Below are 21990 nucleotides of genomic sequence, written 5' to 3'. Positions count from 1 at the left end.
CGCCTAACCAAATAAATTACTGATTAAAACCAACATCTTTTAGAGCAAGATCAACCCATTTCTGGTCTATGCCCTCGTCTTTCAACCACTGGAAGTAAGACGGTTGGCCAACTTGGCGAAACTCTTCTAGTTCAGCAGCAGTTGGTCTGTAAACCTGCATGCCCTTTTCTTCTAGGTAAGCAATACGTTCATTTACCTTACTTTCAACTGACTTACGGTTCATGTCGTTAGCTTCTTTTACCGCCTCTAACAAAGCCGCTTTCTCAGAAGCAGACAAACTATTTAGCAGCTCATCATTCCCGACTAAGAACTGATCAGAATACTGAATGTTAGCCAGCGTTAGATATTTTTGTACTTCGTATAAACTACCCAGAATGATGTACATAGGTGGGTTCATTTGCCCATCAGCAACTCCCATTTTTAGCCCCATATAAACATCAGTCCATGGAATCGGCGTACCGGATGCACCAAATGAGTTATAGAGTGCAACTTGGCTTTTATCCATAGCGCGGAACCTTAAGCCATCAAAGTCTTTAGGGGATTTAATTGGTTTTTTGTTATTAGTAAAAGCCAGTAATCCACCCTCTTCTACTACCGCTAAAAGGTGTCCACCTGTGCGAGCATAAAAGTCTTTTTCAACCGCTTTCCAATATTCACCCTTATCAAAAAATTCGCGTGCTTTATCAAAGTCACTGAACATAAATGGGATCGCACTCACAAAAATCTCAGGGAACAAAGGTGAGATGCCACCAAAAGAAGCAATATTTAAGCTAGGGATATTTAACACCTGCTCCATACGCTGCTCTTCATTTCCTAACATACTGTTTGGGTATAGTTTTAGCTCTAACTCACCTTGTGTTTTTTCAGACACTAAGGTTTTCAAATTTTGAGCAAAAAGGTGTACCGCATTTTTATTCGCATCTGGCGCGCCGTTGTAACTCAAATTGATTGTTTGAGCGCTCACAGCAAGAGATAAGCTTGAAAGTGCGGCACCTAAAGCTAGGGATTTGAACACGCTAGTTGCACCAAACACTTTTTTTATAATCGTCATTTTAGATTCCTCTAAGCATTTTTATTAGTTTGATAGTTCTGTGTATTTTTGATCATTTTGTAGCCCACCTTTTACAAACTAAACTTGAGCTGTTGACACCACAAGCCCCAAACTGTTGCATTTTAAGCAACAGATAAAGCCAAGACATTACAAAGCCTCATTCAGTATTAGGTATCAGACAAAAAACGCATCGTTTCTGACAGGTGATCAAGTAGGGCTTGGGCAGCAAGCGTCAGCTCTCGGCCCTCTAAACTCAGCACACAAACCTTGGCTTTTGCAAAAACAGGGTTATCCATAGGCACAACGTCTATCTTGCCTTGCTCTATCTCTTCCCAAATCGTCAGTCTTGGCATAAAGGAAATGCCAAGGCCAGACATGACATAATTTTTCAAGGCGGAAACAGAGTTAGTCCGTAAGCTTGGCGTTAATTTAAAGTGATTCAATTCTTCTGCCAAGGTGACTAAGCGGCCCATTCCCGTAGATTTATCAATCAAAGCAATGGGATATTTTACCACTGATTTAAAGGTCGCTGGGCCTGCTAACTTAGTCAGTTCATGGCCTGGTGGCACGATTAACTCTAACGGATGTTGGGTCTCTAAATGGCAATGTAATTTAGGATGGTTCGCAGAGGCATAGGTTAAAGCGAAATCAATATGCTCTTCTTCGAGTAAGCTAACGGCATCCTGCGCGCCAGCCATTTCCACAGTGAGCTGGATATCCTTATGTTTCTTTAAGAAGGATTGCAGTGGAGAAGAGATTAAATCCCCTATGATCCCCTCGCCCACAGCTATTCTCACCTCGCCTGAACGCAAGTTAAGCATGTCATCTAAGCGGGACAAGGTGGCTTGTTCACTGGCACACATCTTTCGATAGTATTGCAGCAGCTCTTCGCCAGCTGGGGTAATAGGATTACGACTATTGGTTCTATCCCAAAGAGGGAGCAATAAACTCTCTTCCAATTGAGAGAGCAAACGACTCACAGCAGACGGGTTAACATTGAGCCTAGCGGCCGCTTTTCTAAGGGTTTTATAACGTGCGATGGCATTGAGATACTCAAGTGCACGAGGAGGAAGTTTATGCATAAATCACCTTAGAAACTAAAAACTGAACCGAATTAGAGAGAGGAGTTTAGATCGAACTATAGCTTAAAGAGAACTAAATTCGATTGAATTTAACATTCAATGAAAGACTTTACGGGTCTTTGTCTTCGTAAATAAGAGCCTAACCTTAGCTATTAGTGAGTGTCTAAACGGCTCTCTTGTCGAAAGGTTTTAGGTGTTTTCTCAAAGGCTAATTTAAACTTTTTGGCGAAATAAGCAGGGCAATTAAACCCTGTATCGTAGGCGACCTTGGTTATAGGCTTATCGCTTTCTACCAGCAGATGCGCCGCCATTCTGAGACGATAGTTCAGTAAGTAATTATTCGGTGTGCTTTTTAGAGCATTGCGGAATAGGCGATAACATTCACTCTCACTGATATTGGCAGCATGGCTGATATCGGCAATTGAAATACTGTCACTGTGATGCTCATGAATGTAATTTAGCAGAGTATGTAGACGTTTTTCATTAGTGCTTGAGACATGGGTATCAGACAAAATATCAGGTTTATTCTCAACTAATAAATGCCAAAATTTCATCAATGCCATGGTCATCACAAATTCATAATCCTCACGTTCATCCTGCCAAACTTGGAACGCTTGTTTAAGTTCATTAATCGCGGCTTGCTGCCAAATGACCTGATTAGAAAACTTAACACTCAGTAGCTGTTTATTCTTTAATACAGGCAAAACATGCTTTTTATAAATACGGCTAAAGTTCATTCCTCCCAACATTTGCGGATTAAATACCGCATTGAGAATACGACAATCTTCCTCTCCAACATCGGTTAATTTATGCAAGGCACCCGCATTCACAAAGATCATTTCCCCTGCTTCTAAGGTTTCACTTTTGCCAATGCATTCCACCTTAGTTCGACCTCTCACCACCAGCACAATTTCCACCTCATCATGCCAATGCCAAGGGACTTCGCCCCCATAAAAAGCCGAAAATACTTCATCGTAGGAGGAGCAAGGAAAGTCACTGGCGCCATGGGTGGTTAACTCTCTGCCATTTTCATCCGTTTCAATTTTATAAATTTGCATATAGACAAAACTCTTGGGCAAAACATTTAATTTGGAAGAATCGTTATATTTTAGACTAGTATTTATATATTTTTAAATAGGTACTGGCAGTATTGTTGTCACATCATTAAACAAACTTATATTTTGATTGACCTATAAGGGAGCGCCAACTTGCTACTACTGCTTGTCATTATCTATTTAGCTTTTATTAGCCTTGGCTTGCCTGACGCCATCTTAGGATCAGCTTGGCCGATCATGAGCAAAAACCTCAATGCAAGTCTTGAATTTGCAGGGGCGGTTTCTCTGGTTATTAGCTTAGGCACTGTCATCTCGAGTCTGATGACAGCCAAGCTTATTAATCAGTTTGGTATCGGCAAGGTGGTTGCTTTTAGCGTGCTATTAACTGCAAGCGCACTACTGGGCTTTAGCATGGCGAACTTTGCCTTAGCATTAATGCTACTAGCGATTCCTTTAGGCATAGGTGCGGGCGCAGTGGATGCTGCCTTGAATAATTATGTGGCGCAAAACTACGAGTCTAAGCACATGAATTACCTGCACTCTTTCTGGGGTGTGGGTGCAACGGCTGGCCCCCTCATTATGGCTAACTATCTCATGTTAAATGAAGGCTGGCGACAAGGTTATATGGCCATTACGTTAATTCAATTTGCCTTGGTCATCATACTCTTTGCAAGCTTGCCTCTTTGGAAAAAGGCTATCACGGCAAAGCAAGAAGAAACCGATTCTGACTCTTATATTTCCAGTAAAGCTTCAAATAGCATTACCAATAACACATCTAATAGAAAGGCTTTTGGCATTCTTGGGGTCAAGATTCAGCTTGTCATGTTCTTTTGTTACTGTGCACTTGAAGCAGGTACAGGCCTTTGGGCAGCCAGTTATTTAAGTATCGAGAAAGGCCTTAGCCCAGAAGATGCTGCCTTTTGGACCGCTGTCTTCTACCTAGGCATTACATGTGGCCGTTTTTTATGTGGCTTTGTCTCAGGAAAAGTTGCAGAAAAAGTTGCAGCAACAGGCTCAGAAAAATCAGCACATAAACTCAATGAAGAAGGCCTTATTCGTCTAGGTGTCATCACCATTATCTTAGGTGTGCTGGTACTTATTTCGCCACTTCCTAGTGCACTTTCCCCTCTTGGGTTAATGCTAATAGGGCTTGGATGTGCGCCTATTTACCCAAATACCATACATCTGACACCAAAACGCTTTAGCGCCTCAGCTTCACAAGCTGTCATAGGTTTATCTATGGCATGTGCGTACATAGGCACAACCTTGGTCCCACCTTTCATTGGGGCTTTAGTGTCTTATCTCTCTTTCGCCTTATACCCTGCTCTATTATTAATTTTGGCACTTGGCTTGCTTGTAACAACAGAGAGGCTCAGGGGATTTAGCCCAGAGAAAAAACATAATGGAGTATTAGGGGAAGCCTAATGAAACAGCCAGACAATGGGATTAAAAAACGTGCCTTAATTGCCACTAATGAGCGTAGACAAAAAATTCTTTTCTTAGTGGAAATAGAAGGAGAGGTATCCTCGCACCAATTAAGCCAGCGTTTTAAGATTTCTGAAAACGCTATAGTGCGAGATCTCGCCACGCTCGAAGAGGCAAATTTATTGCGTCAAACGAGCGATGGCGCAAGATGCAGAGAATAAGTTAATTAAACGACTGATAAACAGCGTCTTCTATCAAAAGAAAAACAGAGCCTAAAAGCGCCTAAACTTATTTTTTGAAAAGCGTGATCACATCATGCTCTAGCAAAGACTCCATCACCACAAAGGTCACATACTTACAGTCTGGATGAGTATCCAATAAATCATCTATGGTGCTGGCAATGTATTCCACCGAACTTGCCACAATTTTCACAATAATATCGTCTTGTCCTGCAAGGCGAATACATTCCGTAATTTCAGGGATTTGTTTTAACGAATCCACCACGGATTTAAACTTGGTTTGGTTCACAGACACAGTCAAATAAGCAGAAATAGGATAACCCAAGGCTTTTAAATTAACATTGGCACTGTAGCCGGTAATGATATTCGCCTCTTCTAAACGCTTTACCCTTTCCGCTACCGCAGGCCTTGAAAGCGACACCTTTTCACTCAGTTCAGAAAAGGACATTCTGCCGTCCTTTTGCAGCTCACTTAAGATTTTCCAATCAAGGGCATCCGGCTCTTTTTTTAAATGGTAAGTCATACTCGGGTTTCACCTTCACTTTGTCGGTAAATCACAAATTAAAACAGCAATGCGTCATATAAGGCATCAAGCGGCCAAATTATACTTTAATCAAGCTTTGAAGATGTCAAAAAATGATAACAAGGTCTTTTCGAAAGCTAAAACAAAACCCCATAAAAAGCTTACTTTTCAAAAAATAAGCCATTAGTCAGCCAGCACATAAGCCAACTAACAAGAAAGTATTCTAAACCAATTAATTGATTAATTAGAAAGGTGAAAGACAATGACAACAGCGCCAAAAACGACTCTTGATGTCACATTCGCAAGACAGCAGTTTCCTTTTTTCCAGCTAGAGAACCCAAGTATCCAAGGCTTCTTTGATAATGCCGCCGGAACCTTTACAGCTAAAGCTGTGATAGAAAGACTGAACCACTTTTACCTACATAATAAAGTACAGCCATACTCAAATAACCCAATTGGTAAGGCGGCAGGTGAGCAAATGGATGCGGGTCGAAAAGCCATTGCTGACCTTTTAGGGCTAGACGAAGACACCATCACAATAGGTGCTTCCTCTACTCAAAACTTTAATACTCTGAGCCAAGCTTGTGCTGGATTTATCCACGAAGGGGATGAAATTATCGTCACCCAACAAGATCACGAATCTAATATTGGCGGCTGGGAAAGGTTAGCCAACGCAAAAAATATCAGCCTTAAACTTTGGCCTATCAACCCAGAAACAGGCGAACTTGAGCTTGATGAATTTAAGCACCTACTAAGTGATAAAACCAAACTGGTTAGCGTGACCCACTCTTCCAATATTATTGGTACTGAAAACCCTATCAATAAGATCGCCGATCTCGCGCACCAAGTGGGTGCTAAAGTGGTTGTGGATGGCGTGTCTTTCGCCCCTCATACTTGGCCAGATATCCCCTCTTACAAGGTGGACGCTTACTGCTTTAGCACCTATAAGACCTTCGGAACACATCATGGCATCATGTATATTGCCCCCGACTTTATGTCACTCCTGACTCCCCAATGTCACTTTTTTAACGAGCAGACCAAAAGCTGGCGTTTACTTGATTCAGCAGGCCCTGATCATGGCTCGATTGCCGCTCTTGCTGGGTTAGAAAGCTTCTTTTTAAGCATACACAAACATCACTTTGATCAGGCTGAAGTGCAAGATAAAAGCAGCTATGAAAAAGCAAGAGACGTTGCTCTGCTGATGCAAACCCATGAAGACAAACTTGGTACTATTTTCTTAGAAGGGATCAAAGGTTTACCCGTAAAATTGCTAGGTAAAAATACCATGCAAGGACGAGAAGCAAACTTTGCGCTTGAGGCTCTAGAGCATTGTCCTACCAGTATCACAGCCTATTTGGGAGAAGCTGGCATTGCGGTTTCTAACAGTCACTTTTATGCTTATCGATTGCTTGAAGCCATGGGGATTAAAGATATGAGCAAAGGCATCATTCGTATCAGTATGGCTCACTACAATACAGTTGAAGAAGTCGAGAAATTGATAAGTGTGTTACAGGAGTACTTTGCTAAGCACTAGTAAGTTTGTGTTTGTTTCATAGCTTTAAACGAAACTAATTTGCGTTGAAACGAGCCTCATATGCATTTAAAAAAATGTTAGTAGCCAGCCGCCTAGTTAGGTGGCTGGCGACTAAAAGAAGGAAGATTAGCTCAAATCAGAAATTTCTTTATTAATGATTTCTTGCATCTTTTCCTCGTTCTCTATCAGTTCATTATTTTCTGCCATCAGAGATTTTACTAACCCAATCGACATAGCAATAATGACAAAGGTAAAAGGTAATGCCCCTGCAATAGAAGCCGCTTGAAGCGCTTTTAAGGCTTCTTTGCCTCCCAATAATAGAATCACTAATGTCACCGCTCCTAGCATGCATCCCCAAATGATACGCTGCTGTATTGGTGGCCTTTTACCAAAGGCTAATAAGCGGCCCAATACCAAGGTGCCAGAGTCGGCAGAGGTCACAAAGAAGACAACCACAACCACCAAAGCGGCAATTTTAGCGATAGTGGCAACCACACCAGGACTGATCACATCAAAGGCGGTATAGAGGGTTCCGGCGTAATCCCAATTGTTCACAGCGGTCGTGTAAATACTCATATCAGCGCTATAAAGCGACTCATAAATACCTGCAGAACCAATGACACCAAACCAAACAGTGGACACTAGGGTAGGAATAATCATCACCCCAAGAACAAACTCACGTATCGTTCTGCCACGAGAAATACGCGCGATAAACATGCCAACAAAAGCCGCCCAAGCAATCCACCAACCCCAATAAAAGATGGTCCAACCGCCTTGCCATGTTCGCTCATCGTCACTGCGAGCTGTCCATAGGGACATTTGCACAGCACTCGATATGTATTCACCAAGCCCTGTTAAGGTGCTTGCGATGAGATAGTTAGCGTTACTCGCCATTAGGAAAAACGCGAGAATAATCAGACAGATCCAGCTATTAAGCTCGGACAGCATTTTAATCCCTTTCGCCACACCAGTGGTCGCCGAAAAGGTTGCTATCACAGTAATCAAAACGATAGACACTATGGTGACTGTTTGAGATTTTTCAGCCAGAACACCTAATGACACCAGCCCTGCACCGATTTGCTCAACCCCAAGACCAAGGGTGGTCGCAATACCAAAAATGGTACCAAATACCGCTAAAATATCGACAGCATGTCCTATTGGCCCGTAAATTTTATCGCCAATTAAAGGGTAAAGCGCTGAACGCATGGATAGGGGTAAACCCTTTCGAAAAGAAAAATAGGCGAGCGATAAACCAACAACTCCGTACATTGCCCAAGCTACTGCTCCCCAGTGGAAAACCGTAAGCTTTAAACCACCAGCAGCGGCTTCTGCCACAAGATCATTGGGAATAGGAAAGCCTTCATCGCCAGGCAGTAGGCCTGCATTTAATGCCGCTTGTTTAGCCTCAAAGAAAGCGGCGACAGCCCCTTTAACTTCAGCACTAACAAAAGGATTGCCGCCACTCCAGCCACTGGCAAAGTGGATAAGGGGTTCTGACATTGAGAAGAAAAGCATGCCTGCTCCGGTACCACACCCAAACAGCATGGAGAACCAAGCAAAATTTGAAAATTCAGGACGTTCATCATCTCGCCCTAAACGAATTCTTCCTGCTTTAGAAAATAAGACGAACATACAAACCAAAAAGGCCAACATCATTATCGCAATGTAATACCAACCTAAGGTTTGCTCAATCCACGTTTTGATCCCAAAAAAATGTTCACTTGCGGTTTTGCCAAGCAATATCGTGTAAATAATAAAAACTGAAACCATCACGATTGCCGTGATGCCGAGTGTCGAATTTATCCCTTTCAGCATCCCTCTTTTTTCAATGAGCTTATCAAGCTCCTTGTCACTATACATATATTCACCTTTTTCATTGCTTTTTTGTAATCTGTGTCATAGCCGCTACGTTATCTAATGAAAAGTGATGAAAAATATTTACCACTAATTAAGTATTAAGAAGCTAATTTCTTGTGCTGCTTTTCTGATTATATTTGCACCGATTTGGCGCAAATTTCTAACCGTCGATTATGAGTGGGTTGATATAGTAATTTTCGATTATCAATTTACATGCAAAGATACCTCTAAGATTGAATAGATAAACTTCATTGGTCAGGCGAAAGGCCCAACTTCTTGAAACCTAAGCCGAAAAGAATCCGCTATCATTAGAAAATATCTGATCACTCAACAGAAATATAACGAATTGTTTCTATAGTTATGATCGCAATCAATGATTGTTAATTGAATTTACTGTAATACCAAATCAAAATTTCCACACCCACAGTTCAAAATAGAACCCTGCTTTTTAGTCTATTTTCCTGGTCTTTTTTTAGTCACTTTCTCGTCCGACGGTTTCATCAAATTGAGTGTTTTTGAGTAACTTGTATTCGCCTTTCAATAAGTTTTCTGTCATTCAGTTAGTTAAAATTCAATAGATTATTTAAATTGAAACCTTCAATAGAATCTAAATATAAGATAGATTGCTTTCTCTTATATGAGGCGAGTTATGAATTACGTTCAACTAGAAACCTTCTTGAGTGTGGCGAATACTCGAAACTTTAATCGCAGCTCAGAAGAACTGTGTATTACCCAATCAGCAGTCAGTACAAGAATTAGATCACTAGAAAAATCATTAGGAGTAGAGCTATTCACGCGAGGTCGATTTGGTGCCGAGCTTACAAGCTCAGGTGTTAAGTTTCAACAATACGCCATTAACATTTGCGAAGTATGGCAACAAGCACAACAAGAACTCGCCTTACCAAGGGGTTATGAAGGGATTTTACGCCTCTCCACTCAATTTAGTATTTGGGACAAATTTGTAAATAACTGGGTGATAGATATGCGTGAGCAATATCCCAATATTGCCCTACACCTTGAGTCAGACTATTCCATGTCCATGATGGAGCAGATAGCTAATAATCTGCTCGATATCGCTGTCATGTATCAGCCTCGTATTTTATTAGACATAGAGATTATCAAGCTATTTGATGACAAGTTTGTCTTAGTGTCGACCCAAGCCTGTAACCTCAAAACACTAGATAAAGATAAGTATGTTTACATCGGCTGGTGTCCTAACTTTCATAGCGCTCACGCCTCACAAGTCCCCTTTCTCAAAGCCAAAGGCGTCACCATGGGCCTTGGCACTATGGCGATAAACTACTTAAAGGAGAAAGGAGGCTCTATGTATATTCAGGCGTGGCGAGCAAAAGAGCTCTTAGCAAGTGGAGAGTTTCATCTAGTCAAAGAGGCACCCAGCATCTTACAACCGGTTTATGCCGTTTACCGTAAAAAAACCGAAGATAATGCACTCTATGATGCCGCCATTAAAAGCTTACACTCAGTGGCAAAGAAAATAGGCACTGGCCATAGTGATATATGATTAATCATGACGATAAAGGCTATCATTGAGATTAGATAGATTGACCCATGTTGCTCATGCCTATTGCCATATTAATTGATAAACTGATTTCATATAGTCGTACCTAGACGAGTGAGCATTATGTGGATTCAAAAAGAAATAACCATTAAAGCCAAGTCACGTGGCTTTCACCTGATTACGGATGAGCTGCTGGCTCAATTGCCTGAGCTTAGAAAACTCAATATAGGCTTGATGAACCTCTTCATCAAACACACCTCAGCATCCTTAACCATCAACGAAACTGCTGACCCAAGTGTACGCCGAGATATGGAATCTCACTTCAATGTGATAGCCCCTGAAAACGCCCCTTATTATGAGCATATTTATGAAGGCCCAGACGACATGCCGGCCCATATCAAAGCCAGCTTATTAGGGGCAAGCCAAAGCCTGCCTATCTCTAATGGCAAACTCAATATCGGCATCTGGCAAGGAATATACCTGTGTGAGCATAGGGATCATGGCGGCCCAAGAAAGATAGTGGTGACACTGCAAGGGGAGTAATACTTTTAAGCCATACCTTTGAATAGCTCAAAGGCATGCACATAATAAAAACTAGCTGAAATTAGGCAGATACTGCCTTATGAAGTCATTAACTTGCGGCACAGTTTTATCATTTGTTCCGCTTCCGTTTTATCTAATCCAGTATTACAAAAAGCCTGCTCTGTGATGGATTCACTTTGCAAGGATAACTCTCGTCCTGCACTCGTTAGTACGATACTTTTTTGGCGGTCATTTCCTTCTATCGCATCTCTGCGTATCAAGTCTTTTTGCTCTAAGCGCTTTAACAAAGGCGTCATGGTGGCCTTACTTAACCCTGTTCTTTTCGCCAACAAACTAATTGAAATCTGATCTTCCTGCCAAAGCGACATAAGCACTAAAAATTGCGTATAGGTGAGTTCTAACGGCTCCAATAACGGCCTGTAGATACTCGTTAGGTAATTAGAGGCTGAATAAACGGCAAAACAGAGCTGGTTATCTAATTGAGCAACGGACAAAAAATCACCTTTTACGAATAGTTTATATAAAAACATTTTGCCGTTTAATTATTAACAACACAATATTTAGTTGACGAATAGTTAGTGTGCGAATAGTATTCATACAAATAGTTTGATCATAAATAAAAACATGCTTATATCGGTGCGGTATTAGTCGCGGTACAAGCCTTGCCAGCAATGGCTGATAAGACAGCACTTTCGACAGTAAATTCGTTCGAAAAACTCTTTGGTGTAACCGAAGGCGAACGCCGAAACCATAGTAAAGGTTTCTGTTTTACAGGGACGCTACAACCTATGGATAAAAGGATGACTCTCTACTCAACCAGCCCTTTGTTTAAATATGAATCACAGGTCATTGGTCGACTATCCCATAAAGGGGGCAACTTTCATGCAACTGATAACAAGCCAGCAGAATATGGTATGGGGTTATCAATCAAACCTGCTACAGGCAAACCCCATATGATGTCGATGAATACCCTCGACTTCTTTCCTGTCTCAACTCCAGAAGCCTTTGCAGAGCTAATGAAAGCAAAAGCAGAAGGTAAAGCAGCGGTTAAAGCCTTTAAAGAATCAAGCAAAGAACTGCAAAATTTTAAAGCTCACAATGCCACTAAAACCAAAACACTAACCCCTTACGAAGGCACTCAATTTAATAGCATTAACAGCTTTTATCTTGAGAATGATCTTGGAAAAAAGACAGCCATTAGATGGTCATTTAAACCTGTGAATGAACAAGGAGTCGTGTTAGAGCCTACTCATAATTTTTTCTATCAAAACCTGCAAAAGAACCTTGCGGCGGGGGAAATTAGCTGGGATATGGTTATTACCTTAGCCAATAAAGAGGATGCAATTGATAACGCGGCAATTCCATGGAAAGGAAACCATACTCAAATTATTGGCGCTAGGCTAAAAGTGACGGCTATTAGCCACCAAGAAGCGGGCACCTGTAAGAATCTTAACTTTGATCCATTGGTTTTATCCGACGGATTCCACCCTTCTAACGACCCTTTGCTACAAGCAAGACGTAATGCCTATGCTATTTCTTTTGGTCGCCGTTTAAGTGAGCAATAGAACGGAGCTTGAGCAAGAGACACTCCCATCAATATAAATAATGATAAAAACATGAGGTACACAAGATGAGCGATCAATGGTTAACAAGTTTATTAACAGACGACCCACAAACAGGTTATGAGTTAGCCATCAAGCTATCCAGAATGGGCGTAAAGTACACTCAACCAAGCGATGATGTGCGTAAAAAACTACGTCCTGTTTATGAGCAAGATGCCGACAGCCTTATTGCCTCTTCACAGGTAATAGCGACTAATTTTCAAACCGTTGCCCAAGCGAACAACTTCTGGCAAAAGCAATAATGCTATGACTAAAAAGAGGTTTAAACCCAACTTAAACCTCTTTTTAAGTCTCGTCATAAAAAGTGGATTATTTCAATCCGCTAAGTAAAGCATCAAATACAGCGTCCATGACTTTTTGCACTTTAGCTTTGGCAGCCACCTGCAAAGTCAGTAATTCTGCTTCTTGAATTTTCTTCTCTCGTTCAAGCTCTATTTGGAAATCTTCTGGGCTCAACTCACCCTCAGCTCTCGCTTGAATCAGTTCATCTAATGAGACACTGTTTTTTGCAAAGCTTGCTTCTATTGCGCTTGATAACTCACTTGTTAAGTCTTCTTTAGCAAGTGTTTGCTTTATACTTACTAGCGCATCTTCTATTGGATTACACATACTTTAAACCTCCATGATAAGTCTTTTATTGTTTCGCCATTTCTGCTTCGATCATGCTAGAAAGTAAACGCTGATATTGGGCTTGTCTGCGCTTAATCATAAAGTCGCTGAGCGTATTTTTTTGCTTATGAGCCTGCATATCCTGTTGCCAAAGATCAGCGAGAATAGTCGCTTGCTTAACGCTTTCTTCATTCTGTTCGCGTAATTGTTGGCGTCTTTCATAGGCTCTAATATCCACATCAATATCTAAATAGTTTTGTTGAAAATGAGAATAAGTGCGCTGAACTTCAGGCAGCATTTTCATCGTTAAATACAGTCGGTCTATTTTTTTATTTATCATTTCTAAGTTAGTGACGCTCATCTGATCATAATCAGCCACTAGCTTCATGCTGCACCCAGTGATAAGTACGGCTGAAAGTAATACTAGGTAGAAGGCTGAATAAGACTTGATCAATGTGTTCTTCATTTTTGATTTATTCCTTAAATTAGTGTTCAAAGAGCATATCAAAAAAGTAAAAACTAAATAGGCAAAAACGAGGTTAAGGTGCTGTTTTTAAATGACATTAAGTCATCCTAACAACTTAATTCTAAGCGCTTTATGCTTTAAAAGTCACCGTATTAAAATCTATCCAGCCGTTAGCGAGTAGTTCCATAGGGTTTAACGTATCCGCTTGGTTAAGCTGTTGCTGTACATGAAAGAGTGGTAAATAAACGCCTTTGTCCACCAGCTCAGCTTCCATTTTCTCAAATAAAGTTGAGCGCACCATTTCGTTTTCTTGCTGAAATACCTGCTCTAACTGATGATCGCGCCATGCTCTTTGTGCTGAATTAAAACACTCTTCAAGGGCGGAACAGCCTTTAAACCAGCCGACCCAGCTGACATCCATTAACTCTTGGCTAAATACTTCACCAGAAATAATAATATCTGCTTTTCGCTGGGTTTCATTACGACTAAAAACGGGAAACTCTTCTACGCGATAGTCACAAGCCAGTCCAAGACTATTGAGTTGTTCACAGTAATATTGGGCCATAGTAATATGCTGTGGCAGTTGATAAGTGAGTATCTGTAGACGGTTATCGTCTTGATTGGCTATCTCTCGATCGCTTCCCTCTCTTGGATCATGCTTGCGGTTTATCTTTTCTAATAGTTTTTTTGCGACTTGCTTCGCCGTCTCTTTTTCCATTTTTGGTAAGGAGTAAGGCGGTGCTTGAGGGATGGATAGCATACCTGTGGCGAAACTGACTAACTCACCTTTATCTTCCAAGATATTCTCTGGCACACCCAAAGCTTTTAGAAGAGCCTGCAACAAAAGCCTATTCTCTTTAAAAGCCAAAAATCGGTTATTGTTAGCATTGATCAAGACATATTCACAGCCTTTCTCCCATTGCACTTTTTGTTCAAATTCAGGTCTTTGATTCACTGCAATTTCGGCAAGTGGATGCGGGTGAACTAGGTCACAGTGCAGTTTAAAATCTTTTGCTTTGTCACCAATGTTCCAAATTTCAATACCATCCATCCAAGGCCGAAAACCATGATAATGTTCAAAAGCAGTGAGTCTGGTTAACCAATTACTTTGCTCAGTTAAGACAAAGCTACCACTGCCAATAATGTCTGTTTTATCGTCATTCTTGATCTCTTTCGTAATACCAGCCGGCGTATCTGTCAGTAAAGCAGGTAAGTGAGCAGACAGTGACTGCAAATGAAAAGCAAGTCTTAAAGGGTCTAAAACTTCCACTTCTTTAATGCAGCTAAACAAACGGCTATTTTGATGATCTGCCACTTTTAGCCGATCAAAATGAGTTTTAATATCCTTCGCTTCAAGGGAGCTAGCATCATGAAATTTAAGCCCTTTTCTCAGGGTAAAAAACCAGGTGTTTTCATCTCGTTTCCAATCAACCGCTAGGTCACCTTCAAAGGTGTTTTTGCGTGGATCAAACCTTAATAGGTTACTGTATAAATAGCGTGAGATATGACTTTCTGTCCGCCTCGCTACATAAATAGGATCAAGGCAGTGAGTGCCGCGATAAAAGGGTATTTGCAGTATATCCTGATCATTCTTTTCACCTTGATCCTTACTTTGATAGCGTTCTATATAAGACACTAAAAACGCGTCCCTTTGGTCTGCTTCAATTAATAGCAAAGCTTGATCTAGCTTATTTTCACTAATCAAAACATCCGCTTGATCCTGTAGAACCTTATGCAAAGGTTTGATCAGTTTGATACGAGGTAAGTTGCCACGGCCAATACCTGCTTGCCACTCAATCCAACCTTCTTTTTCTAGCTTTTTGATAATGAGTTGGGCGTTACGACGTGTACAACCTAGGGCTTGGGTCAATTCATCTAACGAGAGCTGTGTCACTTGATTCAAGGCTAATCGTGACCTTAAAAATGCCAGTGCTTTCCAATAATGCATAAAAGGTGAAATCCTTATCTTATCTTTCTATTTTTCTTCATCTTTTAATTTCGATAATAGAAGAAACCGCCAAACTTGAAAAGGAAGATAACAATGGCAACAAGCAGTCAGACTCAAGGCGACACACGCACAAAAATAGAGCTTAAAAACCATGAAGCGCAAGATAAGCAGCTACCCAATATTTGGAAAAACAGCCGCTTTCTGATTTTGTTTTCTAGTGCATTTTTTGTTGCTTTTGGGGCAAAAATATATGATCTCGCCCTGCCCTTACTTGTCTATGAGCTGACTCAATCGGCACAAATGATGGGCTGGATGCGAGCCGTGGAATTTTTACCTAACCTCTTGTTAGCGCTCTTTATCGGTGTCTGGGTTGATAGGTTCAATAAGAAACGCTGGTCCCAATGCATGCTGTTAGGTCAGATAGTCATGCTCGTCATTTCATACTCGGCTGTACGTTGGCTAGATAACCCTCTCATCGCCCTTTTTCCCTGTGCTTTTTTGATGATGGCGTTTAACTATGGCTATCACAATGCCCGAATGGGAATGATGAAGAATGCGTTACCACAATCCTTACAAAATACAGCCACGGCCCGCATGAGTTCTCTCTATAGCTTGCTAGAGACCATAGGACCTGTTTTATCTGGCGCTTTGCTACTGATGTCTGCGCTACATAACGTCTTTTTGCTAGTTTGCCTTTTTTACCTAATCGCTTTCTTTCAGCTTAATCGCCTTCAAGTAACAGTCTCCAAAACACAGGTTAAAACATCGATCTGGGCGTCTTTAAAAGAAGGTTTTATCATTCTCTATCTCAATAAGAACATGTGGTATATCACCTTAGCTGTGATGGTCATCAATACCACTGGGGCCATCTTTTGGATACAGGCCATCTATTTTGCTAAAGCCACGCTCGCATTATCTCATCTGGAAATTGGGTATTTGGTTGCAGCGTCGGGTATAGGCGGGCTAATTGGTGCATTTTCTGCAGACAAAGTGCGTAAACATATGGGCATAGGCCTACTGCTGATTGTGTCTATTTTTCTAGAATCGATTGGCTTCATTATGCCGCTTATCTATACCAATACTTGGACGCTTCTATTCGCCTTCTTTTGGATCAGCGCCGTTGGGCTTTATGGCAATATATGTATTTGGAGTTACCGACAAGAAGCCTTTGATGAAGATCAACTAGGCCGTGTCACAGGAATAACGGGCTCTCTATTTAAGCTTTTAATGCCGGCAGGGCTTGCAAGCTCAGGTTACCTAGTCGCAGCTTATGGCATAGATACCATCTTTATTCTTTGTTTTATTATCCAAGCCTTAACCGCGGGTGTGTTATTTATGACAAGGGTGAGTTATCTGGAATAAGCTAGTACTTTGAGCTTAAGCACTTAGAATAAAAGCACTTTCAAGGAGGTTTGCTTCCATCCAATTTGATGGAAGCAAGGTCAGAATTTAAGGTTTTAATCTTGCCTAATACCTGAATAGCGAAAGGCTTCTTTGGTATAAGCATCTAGCTCAGAATGGGTCATTTCATCGTGTACAACCAGTATTCTGCCAAGGTAAAGTTCGGGTAAGTCTAACTCTCTTTTTTGAATGTATAGCTTGATAGATTCGGCTGTGGCAACACCAAGATCATCACTCATCCTCATAGGTGTGGCACTCAATTCACCTAGCTTTATTTTTTCAATTTCCTTCGCTGTACCTCCCCAACCGGTGACAAACATATCATCGAGTTTGTTAGCGTCCCCTAAGGTATCTACCGCTCCCATTGTCATGGCAGTATTGGCATTGTGTATCATTTCCACTTCTGGGAAGTTTTCGAGAAATAACTTAACCCCATCAGAACCACCCAATTTTTGATACTGCCCAAAATGCTCATAATTGTTTACCCAGTCTGCTTTTTCTTGCACACAGTCAATAAACCCTTGGGATCTTTGAGTATCAGTAATACCAGGAATACCTCGATTGGCCGCAAACTCAACATCATTTCCTAGACGCTCAACCACATAATGACACAATACCTCGGCTCCCATGGCGCTTGAGAAATCAAACCAGGCATCAGGTTGATACTCCCAATGTGGGTTTGGTGTATGGAAGGCCCAAATAAAGGTTTTGAATTTATCCGATGCAGCCAGTTTTTGAATGTTATTAGACTGCAGCTCTAACTCAGAAGGGCCAAAAATCACAAAATCATATGACTCTTTATTACTTAAAACTGAGCGCGTATGTTGTGTTTGTAATGCGTGCTCTATCTGTCTAGAAGAGTACTGATCAATCACAAAAGGCAGTTTTAACTCCATCAAACGTTTTGTCATAGCTGTGTAATTTCTTACCCAAAAATCAGAGATATCAGCACTTGGATATATGATGGCAATACGAACAGGGTCAGTCAGTTTTACATCAATTGGAGCCGCTTTCGCGTTAACGGTTAATTGAAATGCTTTTAGCTTTTCCTGCTCAACTTGTGTCTTTTTCACCTCATTTGGACTAGCTTGATTAGCACTAACAGAAGTCGAAAAAATCAGAGAAGTCAGCAAAAAAACATTACAAAAGTGGCTAAGAGTGCGTATATACATGGTTTACACCAACTAAACAGATTGTGGAATATGCTTATCTTATACTATAAATATTGATAAATTAAGCTTATATAAGAAGATGCTAATTAAAAGATTCTTAACTATTATAGCCATTATTCTAAGCAGCTATGCTTCGTATTCTCTCGCCAATAATTCGCCAGAAAACTATCTGGATTACGCCATTAAGAAGGTAGAACAAGCCACCAAAAGTAGCCAAGTTTGGGATGGTCCAAAAGATGGCCCAAAGCTTGTTAACAATAAGAAAATTATTTTTGTCGCATCGGATTTACGAAATGGTGGTGTCTATGGTGTTGCCAAAGGAATTTCAGAAGCTATCTCTAATCTTGATTGGCAATTAAAGTTTATTGACAGCCGAGGTTCGGAAATTCGCCAAGCGGCCGGATTACGAGAAGCGATTAGTTTTCAACCTGATGCCATTATTTTGGGAGGAATCGACGCCCTAAGGCATAAGACCATTTTAGAGCAAGCCAAGAAACAAGGCATAGTGGTTGTTGGCTGGCACGCAGCTGAGTTAGCAGGCGGGAATGATGAGCTTGGATTATATACCAATATTACGACAGACCCTTTAGAAGTTGCCGAAGTCGCCGCTTTACTTGCTGTTGTTAACTCAAAGGGCAAAGCCAAAGCCATTGTTTTTACAGACCCTAATTATAAAATAGCCTCTATCAAGGCAAGAGTTATGGTGGACACCTTAAAGAAATGCAGCACTTGCAAAGTATTAGAGTTGAAGCCTTTAGCCTTAGATCAGATTGCTGAGAAGATGCCAAATACCTTGAACACACTGTGGAATTCATACGGCGAAAACATCACTTATTTTTTAACCATTAATGACCTCTATATTGACTACGCCATTCCTTCTTTTGAATCTAGATTAGAGGAAAGCAGAGGTATCCCTCGCAACATATCAGCAGGTGATGGCAGTAAGGCGGCTTATAAGCGAATCAGTCAGCAGCAGTTTCAGCTTGCGACTGTACCAGAACCCTTATACTTACAAGGCTGGCAGATTATTGATGAGCTAAACAGAGCTTTTAGCAATCACCCACCTAGTGGTTACTCTACCCCAATTCATTTAGTCATTCCGGATAATGTGGATGACTTAATCACAAGTGAAAGTTCGGGAATTTATGATCCTAAAAATGGCTATCGAGATGTGTATTTGAAGATTTGGGGCGGTGAATGAAATTAAAAGAAGTTACCATTACTCAGCGTCTCATCTTTTCTAACTTGCTGTCTTTGATGATAGTAAGTTTTGCGATACTGATAGTGATTAGATCCCTCTATTTTGTTGAATCTACTCTTAAAACCCAAGCACATGAACACATTACAGTCTTGTCTGAGCATTCGGATATCAGCCGTCGAGTTTTCAAGTTAACCTCTCGTGTAAAGCTGCTTGAGCAAACCTTCTTGTTTAGTGAAAGCACTCTTTCAGAAGAAGCTTTTCATATTGATTTAGAGCTACAAACCCTACGTGAACTATCAACGAACCGAGTACTATCGCAAAAGATGGATTCCTTCATTGATAACTTCCATCGTTTTTTGGGTAGTTCTTTATCACTTAACCGAATACTCAAGAAAACCCAACAAATTGATGCTTTACTCGCCGAGCAAATTGACGAGCTAGAGTTACATATCTCAGCCCAAAGGTTAGTCGACTCACAAGACAGTGAAAACTGGAGTTATTACAACAAGCTAGACCTTATTTCCATGTTGCGAGAGTCCTTCTTGATGACAGGCAAGATGGTAGGCAATATCCACAGCCGAATCACACCAGAAACAGAACAAGTGTTAATCATTGAAGTAGAAAAAGAGTTAGATATTCTACTTTTACATCTCGAGAATGTTGATATCAACACGGCTGAGCTGAGAATTCAAAAACAAAAAATGAAGAAAACCCTGCGTAAATACAACGCAGCACTAAGGCGTATCAAGGCAAACTTAAAACAACGTTGGATTGTAATGGATGCCCTAGTGACTTCCCAAAACGAACTCTTGTCTATGGTTGAGCTGACCGAATCCAATGTGCAAAAAGATGCCCTAGCCTTAGCAGAAAACCTGAAAAAAGAGATAAGTCAGTCTCGATTCAATGCCATATTGATTAGTATTTCCGCCTTTATATTATCTATTTTGCTTGTCAGCCTAGTGGTTAAACGGCACATAAGAAAACCTCTGGATGATCTTAGCGAAGGGTTTGACCGAATAGAGTCCGACGGCGTGAATAAACCCATTAACTTAAACCGTACAGATGAATGGAGCCATATCGAGAATACCTTTAATAAAATGGCACTGCGCCTTTCCGATGCTTATTCAGACCTGAATGAAGAGAAAAAGAATTTCGACTTCTTAGCCCACCATGACCCTTTGACGGGTCTAGCAAACCGTCTGCTCGGTACTAAAAAGCTCAATGAAAAAATCCTCAAAGCAAAAGAACAAAGCTCATCCTTCTTATTAATTTATTTAGATATCGATGAGTTTAAAACCATTAACGATTCTTTAGGCCACACTTCTGGGGATAATCTGCTAATCAATGTCGCTAAAGTGCTCGAAAAACTAGTAAATGGCATAGGTTTTGTGTCTCGCATGGGCGGTGACGAATTCATGATAGTGGTCGATGATGAAGAGTCAGTACAACAGGGGGAGGCCATTCTCGAACGTATCAATAAGTCCTTGCGTAAAGCTTATTATATCGATGATAAAAGTGTGTTTGTGTCAGCTAGTATCGGGGTTTGCCAGTTCCCAAGCCATGGTAACGACGACGAAACCTTAATTCGAAATGCCGATACCGCCATGTACCATGCGAAGCGCAACGGAAAAGATCAGTACCGCATTTATGTGGATAAAATGACCTTAGAGGTCACGGATATTATTGAGACAAACTTAGGTCTTCGCCAAGCGATTAAAAACGATGAGCTGGTTGTTTACTTCCAACCTAAAGTCGACCTTCACAGTAAGCGTGTCACAGGGGCTGAAGCGCTGGTGAGATGGGAGCACCCTAAATTGGGGCTACTACAACCTGTCGACTTTTTAGAGATTGCCGAGAAAACAGATCTCATCGTCGATATCGATAAATGGGTGTTTAGGAAAGTCGCCTCTTTAATCAGCCAATGGCAAGCAGAAGGCGTAAACCTTGAAGGCGTGCTTTTCTCAGTGAACTTCTCGGCTCGCATGTTTTATATGCCAGATCTCGCTGAACAACTTAAAGACATTCTTGATCAAACTAACTGCCAGCCTCATCAGCTCATTTTAGAAATCACCGAAAGAGACATGATGCGAGACTTTGTCACCTGTGTGCAAAATATCGAAACACTCAGGGCCCAAGGTTATAAGATCGCTATTGATGACTTCGGCACAGGCTACTCATCCCTTTCTGTGGTGAAAAACTTATCCGCAGATTACCTAAAACTGGATCGAAGCTTTATCCAAGACTTAGACACGTCACAGCTTGACTATGAGATTACCAATGCCGTTTTGAAACTTGCCAGAATACTGAATTTATCTGTCATTGCTGAAGGCGTAGAAACTCAGAGGCATTTAGATAAGCTTATCAAGCTGGGCTGTAAACGTGCACAAGGATACTTCTTCTCCAAGCCGCTACCTGTGACGACTTGGTTGGAATACTTTGAAGCGAATCAGGGAGATAAGTAGATAAACCAAGCTAAGCTAACAATCGTTAGCCAAGCTAAAACCTCACTAAAGAACTAAAATGGTGCACTAAGAAATCTCAAATACATTAATGAGATAAACTGGTGCACTTATTATTTTGTAGCATAAATAAGCCCCTCCAAAACATTAGAAATTTCGAATATAAATAATATAGCCTCTCTCACCTCTTCTAAAATCCACTTCTTTTTTAATCACTTAAGCTGATTTTCAAAACTTCATTCCATTTTTACTCTATTCGGCATCAAACCTGCATTCATATCACT

Annotated in this window: 20 protein-coding genes; 10 read left to right on the top strand and 10 right to left on the bottom strand. The window is 41.0% G+C overall.

Features of this window, described 5'->3' with window-relative positions; all coding sequences use genetic code 11:
• Nucleotides 1–16: 16 nt before the first annotated feature.
• The 3 genes from dctP to TW85_RS18975 form a co-directional block, all read right to left on the bottom strand.
• Nucleotides 17–1051: a TRAP transporter substrate-binding protein DctP gene (gene dctP, locus TW85_RS18985; protein WP_046018716.1), complete on the bottom strand. Its 1035-nt coding sequence runs from the start codon at nucleotides 1049–1051 to the stop codon at nucleotides 17–19.
• Between the two features lie 167 nt (nucleotides 1052–1218).
• Nucleotides 1219–2133, bottom strand: a complete 915-nt coding sequence (locus TW85_RS18980; protein WP_046018715.1) for a LysR substrate-binding domain-containing protein — start codon at nucleotides 2131–2133, stop codon at nucleotides 1219–1221.
• A gap of 152 nt (nucleotides 2134–2285) precedes the next feature.
• On the bottom strand, nucleotides 2286–3191 hold the full coding sequence (locus TW85_RS18975; RefSeq protein ID WP_046018714.1) for an AraC family transcriptional regulator: 906 nt from the start codon (nucleotides 3189–3191) through the stop codon (nucleotides 2286–2288).
• Nucleotides 3192–3341: 150 nt separating this feature from the next.
• Here TW85_RS18975 and TW85_RS18970 point away from each other — a divergent pair, with 150 nt between their 5' ends.
• Both TW85_RS18970 and TW85_RS18965 read left to right on the top strand, forming a co-directional pair.
• On the top strand, nucleotides 3342–4613 hold the full coding sequence (locus tag TW85_RS18970) for an MFS transporter (RefSeq protein WP_046018713.1): 1272 nt from the start codon (nucleotides 3342–3344) through the stop codon (nucleotides 4611–4613).
• Complete coding sequence (locus tag TW85_RS18965; protein ID WP_046018712.1) at nucleotides 4613–4834, top strand: DeoR family transcriptional regulator; 222 nt, start codon at nucleotides 4613–4615, stop codon at nucleotides 4832–4834. The genes TW85_RS18970 and TW85_RS18965 overlap by 1 nt, the downstream gene beginning before the upstream one ends.
• Nucleotides 4835–4901: 67 nt before the next feature.
• Here TW85_RS18965 and TW85_RS18960 read toward each other — a convergent pair whose 3' ends face one another.
• Complete coding sequence (locus TW85_RS18960) at nucleotides 4902–5375, bottom strand: Lrp/AsnC family transcriptional regulator (protein ID WP_046018711.1); 474 nt, start codon at nucleotides 5373–5375, stop codon at nucleotides 4902–4904.
• A 262-nt stretch (nucleotides 5376–5637) separates the two neighbouring features.
• Here TW85_RS18960 and TW85_RS18955 point away from each other — a divergent pair, with 262 nt between their 5' ends.
• Entirely contained in the window at nucleotides 5638–6909 is a 1272-nt protein-coding gene (locus TW85_RS18955; RefSeq protein ID WP_046018710.1) for an aminotransferase class V-fold PLP-dependent enzyme, read from the top strand.
• Between the two features lie 126 nt (nucleotides 6910–7035).
• Here TW85_RS18955 and TW85_RS18950 read toward each other — a convergent pair whose 3' ends face one another.
• On the bottom strand, nucleotides 7036–8769 hold the full coding sequence (locus TW85_RS18950) for a BCCT family transporter (protein ID WP_046018709.1): 1734 nt from the start codon (nucleotides 8767–8769) through the stop codon (nucleotides 7036–7038).
• A 646-nt stretch (nucleotides 8770–9415) separates the two neighbouring features.
• Between TW85_RS18950 and TW85_RS18945 the strand changes: the two genes are divergently transcribed.
• The gene (locus tag TW85_RS18945) at nucleotides 9416–10288 is read left to right on the top strand and encodes a LysR family transcriptional regulator (RefSeq protein WP_052702300.1); all 873 of its coding nucleotides are present in this window, start codon (nucleotides 9416–9418) and stop codon (nucleotides 10286–10288) included.
• A gap of 120 nt (nucleotides 10289–10408) precedes the next feature.
• Entirely contained in the window at nucleotides 10409–10828 is a 420-nt protein-coding gene (locus TW85_RS18940; RefSeq protein WP_046018708.1) for a secondary thiamine-phosphate synthase enzyme YjbQ, read from the top strand.
• 77 nt (nucleotides 10829–10905) lie between these two features.
• On the opposite strand, the gene TW85_RS18935 is transcribed toward TW85_RS18940, so the two are convergent.
• On the bottom strand, nucleotides 10906–11322 hold the full coding sequence (locus tag TW85_RS18935; protein ID WP_052702299.1) for a MarR family transcriptional regulator: 417 nt from the start codon (nucleotides 11320–11322) through the stop codon (nucleotides 10906–10908).
• A gap of 177 nt (nucleotides 11323–11499) precedes the next feature.
• Here TW85_RS18935 and TW85_RS18930 point away from each other — a divergent pair, with 177 nt between their 5' ends.
• Both TW85_RS18930 and TW85_RS18925 read left to right on the top strand, forming a co-directional pair.
• A complete protein-coding gene (locus TW85_RS18930; protein ID WP_157196990.1) occupies nucleotides 11500–12393 on the top strand; it encodes a catalase in 894 nt (297 codons plus the stop codon).
• A gap of 65 nt (nucleotides 12394–12458) precedes the next feature.
• Complete coding sequence (locus TW85_RS18925) at nucleotides 12459–12692, top strand: hexameric tyrosine-coordinated heme protein (protein ID WP_046018705.1); 234 nt, start codon at nucleotides 12459–12461, stop codon at nucleotides 12690–12692.
• A gap of 67 nt (nucleotides 12693–12759) precedes the next feature.
• Here TW85_RS18925 and TW85_RS18920 read toward each other — a convergent pair whose 3' ends face one another.
• The 3 genes from TW85_RS18920 to TW85_RS18910 all read right to left on the bottom strand — a co-directional run bounded on the left by TW85_RS18920 (nucleotide 12760) and on the right by TW85_RS18910 (nucleotide 15473).
• Nucleotides 12760–13059, bottom strand: a complete 300-nt coding sequence (locus TW85_RS18920) for a hypothetical protein (protein WP_052702298.1) — start codon at nucleotides 13057–13059, stop codon at nucleotides 12760–12762.
• A gap of 25 nt (nucleotides 13060–13084) precedes the next feature.
• Nucleotides 13085–13525, bottom strand: a complete 441-nt coding sequence (locus TW85_RS18915) for a hypothetical protein (protein ID WP_046018704.1) — start codon at nucleotides 13523–13525, stop codon at nucleotides 13085–13087.
• A 130-nt stretch (nucleotides 13526–13655) separates the two neighbouring features.
• Complete coding sequence (locus TW85_RS18910; RefSeq protein ID WP_046018703.1) at nucleotides 13656–15473, bottom strand: ABC transporter substrate-binding protein; 1818 nt, start codon at nucleotides 15471–15473, stop codon at nucleotides 13656–13658.
• 93 nt (nucleotides 15474–15566) lie between these two features.
• On the opposite strand from TW85_RS18910, the gene TW85_RS18905 reads away from it, so the two are divergent.
• The gene (locus tag TW85_RS18905; RefSeq protein WP_084616431.1) at nucleotides 15567–16835 is read left to right on the top strand and encodes an MFS transporter; all 1269 of its coding nucleotides are present in this window, start codon (nucleotides 15567–15569) and stop codon (nucleotides 16833–16835) included.
• Nucleotides 16836–16930: 95 nt separating this feature from the next.
• On the opposite strand, the gene TW85_RS18900 is transcribed toward TW85_RS18905, so the two are convergent.
• Nucleotides 16931–18046, bottom strand: a complete 1116-nt coding sequence (locus TW85_RS18900) for a substrate-binding domain-containing protein (protein ID WP_084616430.1) — start codon at nucleotides 18044–18046, stop codon at nucleotides 16931–16933.
• 79 nt (nucleotides 18047–18125) lie between these two features.
• On the opposite strand from TW85_RS18900, the gene TW85_RS18895 reads away from it, so the two are divergent.
• Together TW85_RS18895 and TW85_RS18890 are read left to right on the top strand one after the other, a co-directional pair.
• Nucleotides 18126–19247: a substrate-binding domain-containing protein gene (locus TW85_RS18895; protein ID WP_157196989.1), complete on the top strand. Its 1122-nt coding sequence runs from the start codon at nucleotides 18126–18128 to the stop codon at nucleotides 19245–19247.
• Nucleotides 19244–21709 carry an EAL domain-containing protein gene (locus tag TW85_RS18890; protein WP_046018702.1) on the top strand — a complete coding sequence of 822 codons (2466 nt, stop codon included), beginning with the start codon at nucleotides 19244–19246 and terminating at the stop codon, nucleotides 21707–21709. Before TW85_RS18895 ends, TW85_RS18890 begins: the two co-directional genes overlap by 4 nt.
• Nucleotides 21710–21990: the final 281 nt, after the last annotated feature.

It is taken from the genome of Marinomonas sp. S3726, assembly GCF_000967665.1.
Classification (GTDB): Bacteria; Pseudomonadota; Gammaproteobacteria; order Pseudomonadales; family Marinomonadaceae; genus Marinomonas.
Note: the sequence above shows the minus strand (reverse complement) of the source record. Positions and strands in the feature narration are given on the sequence as shown.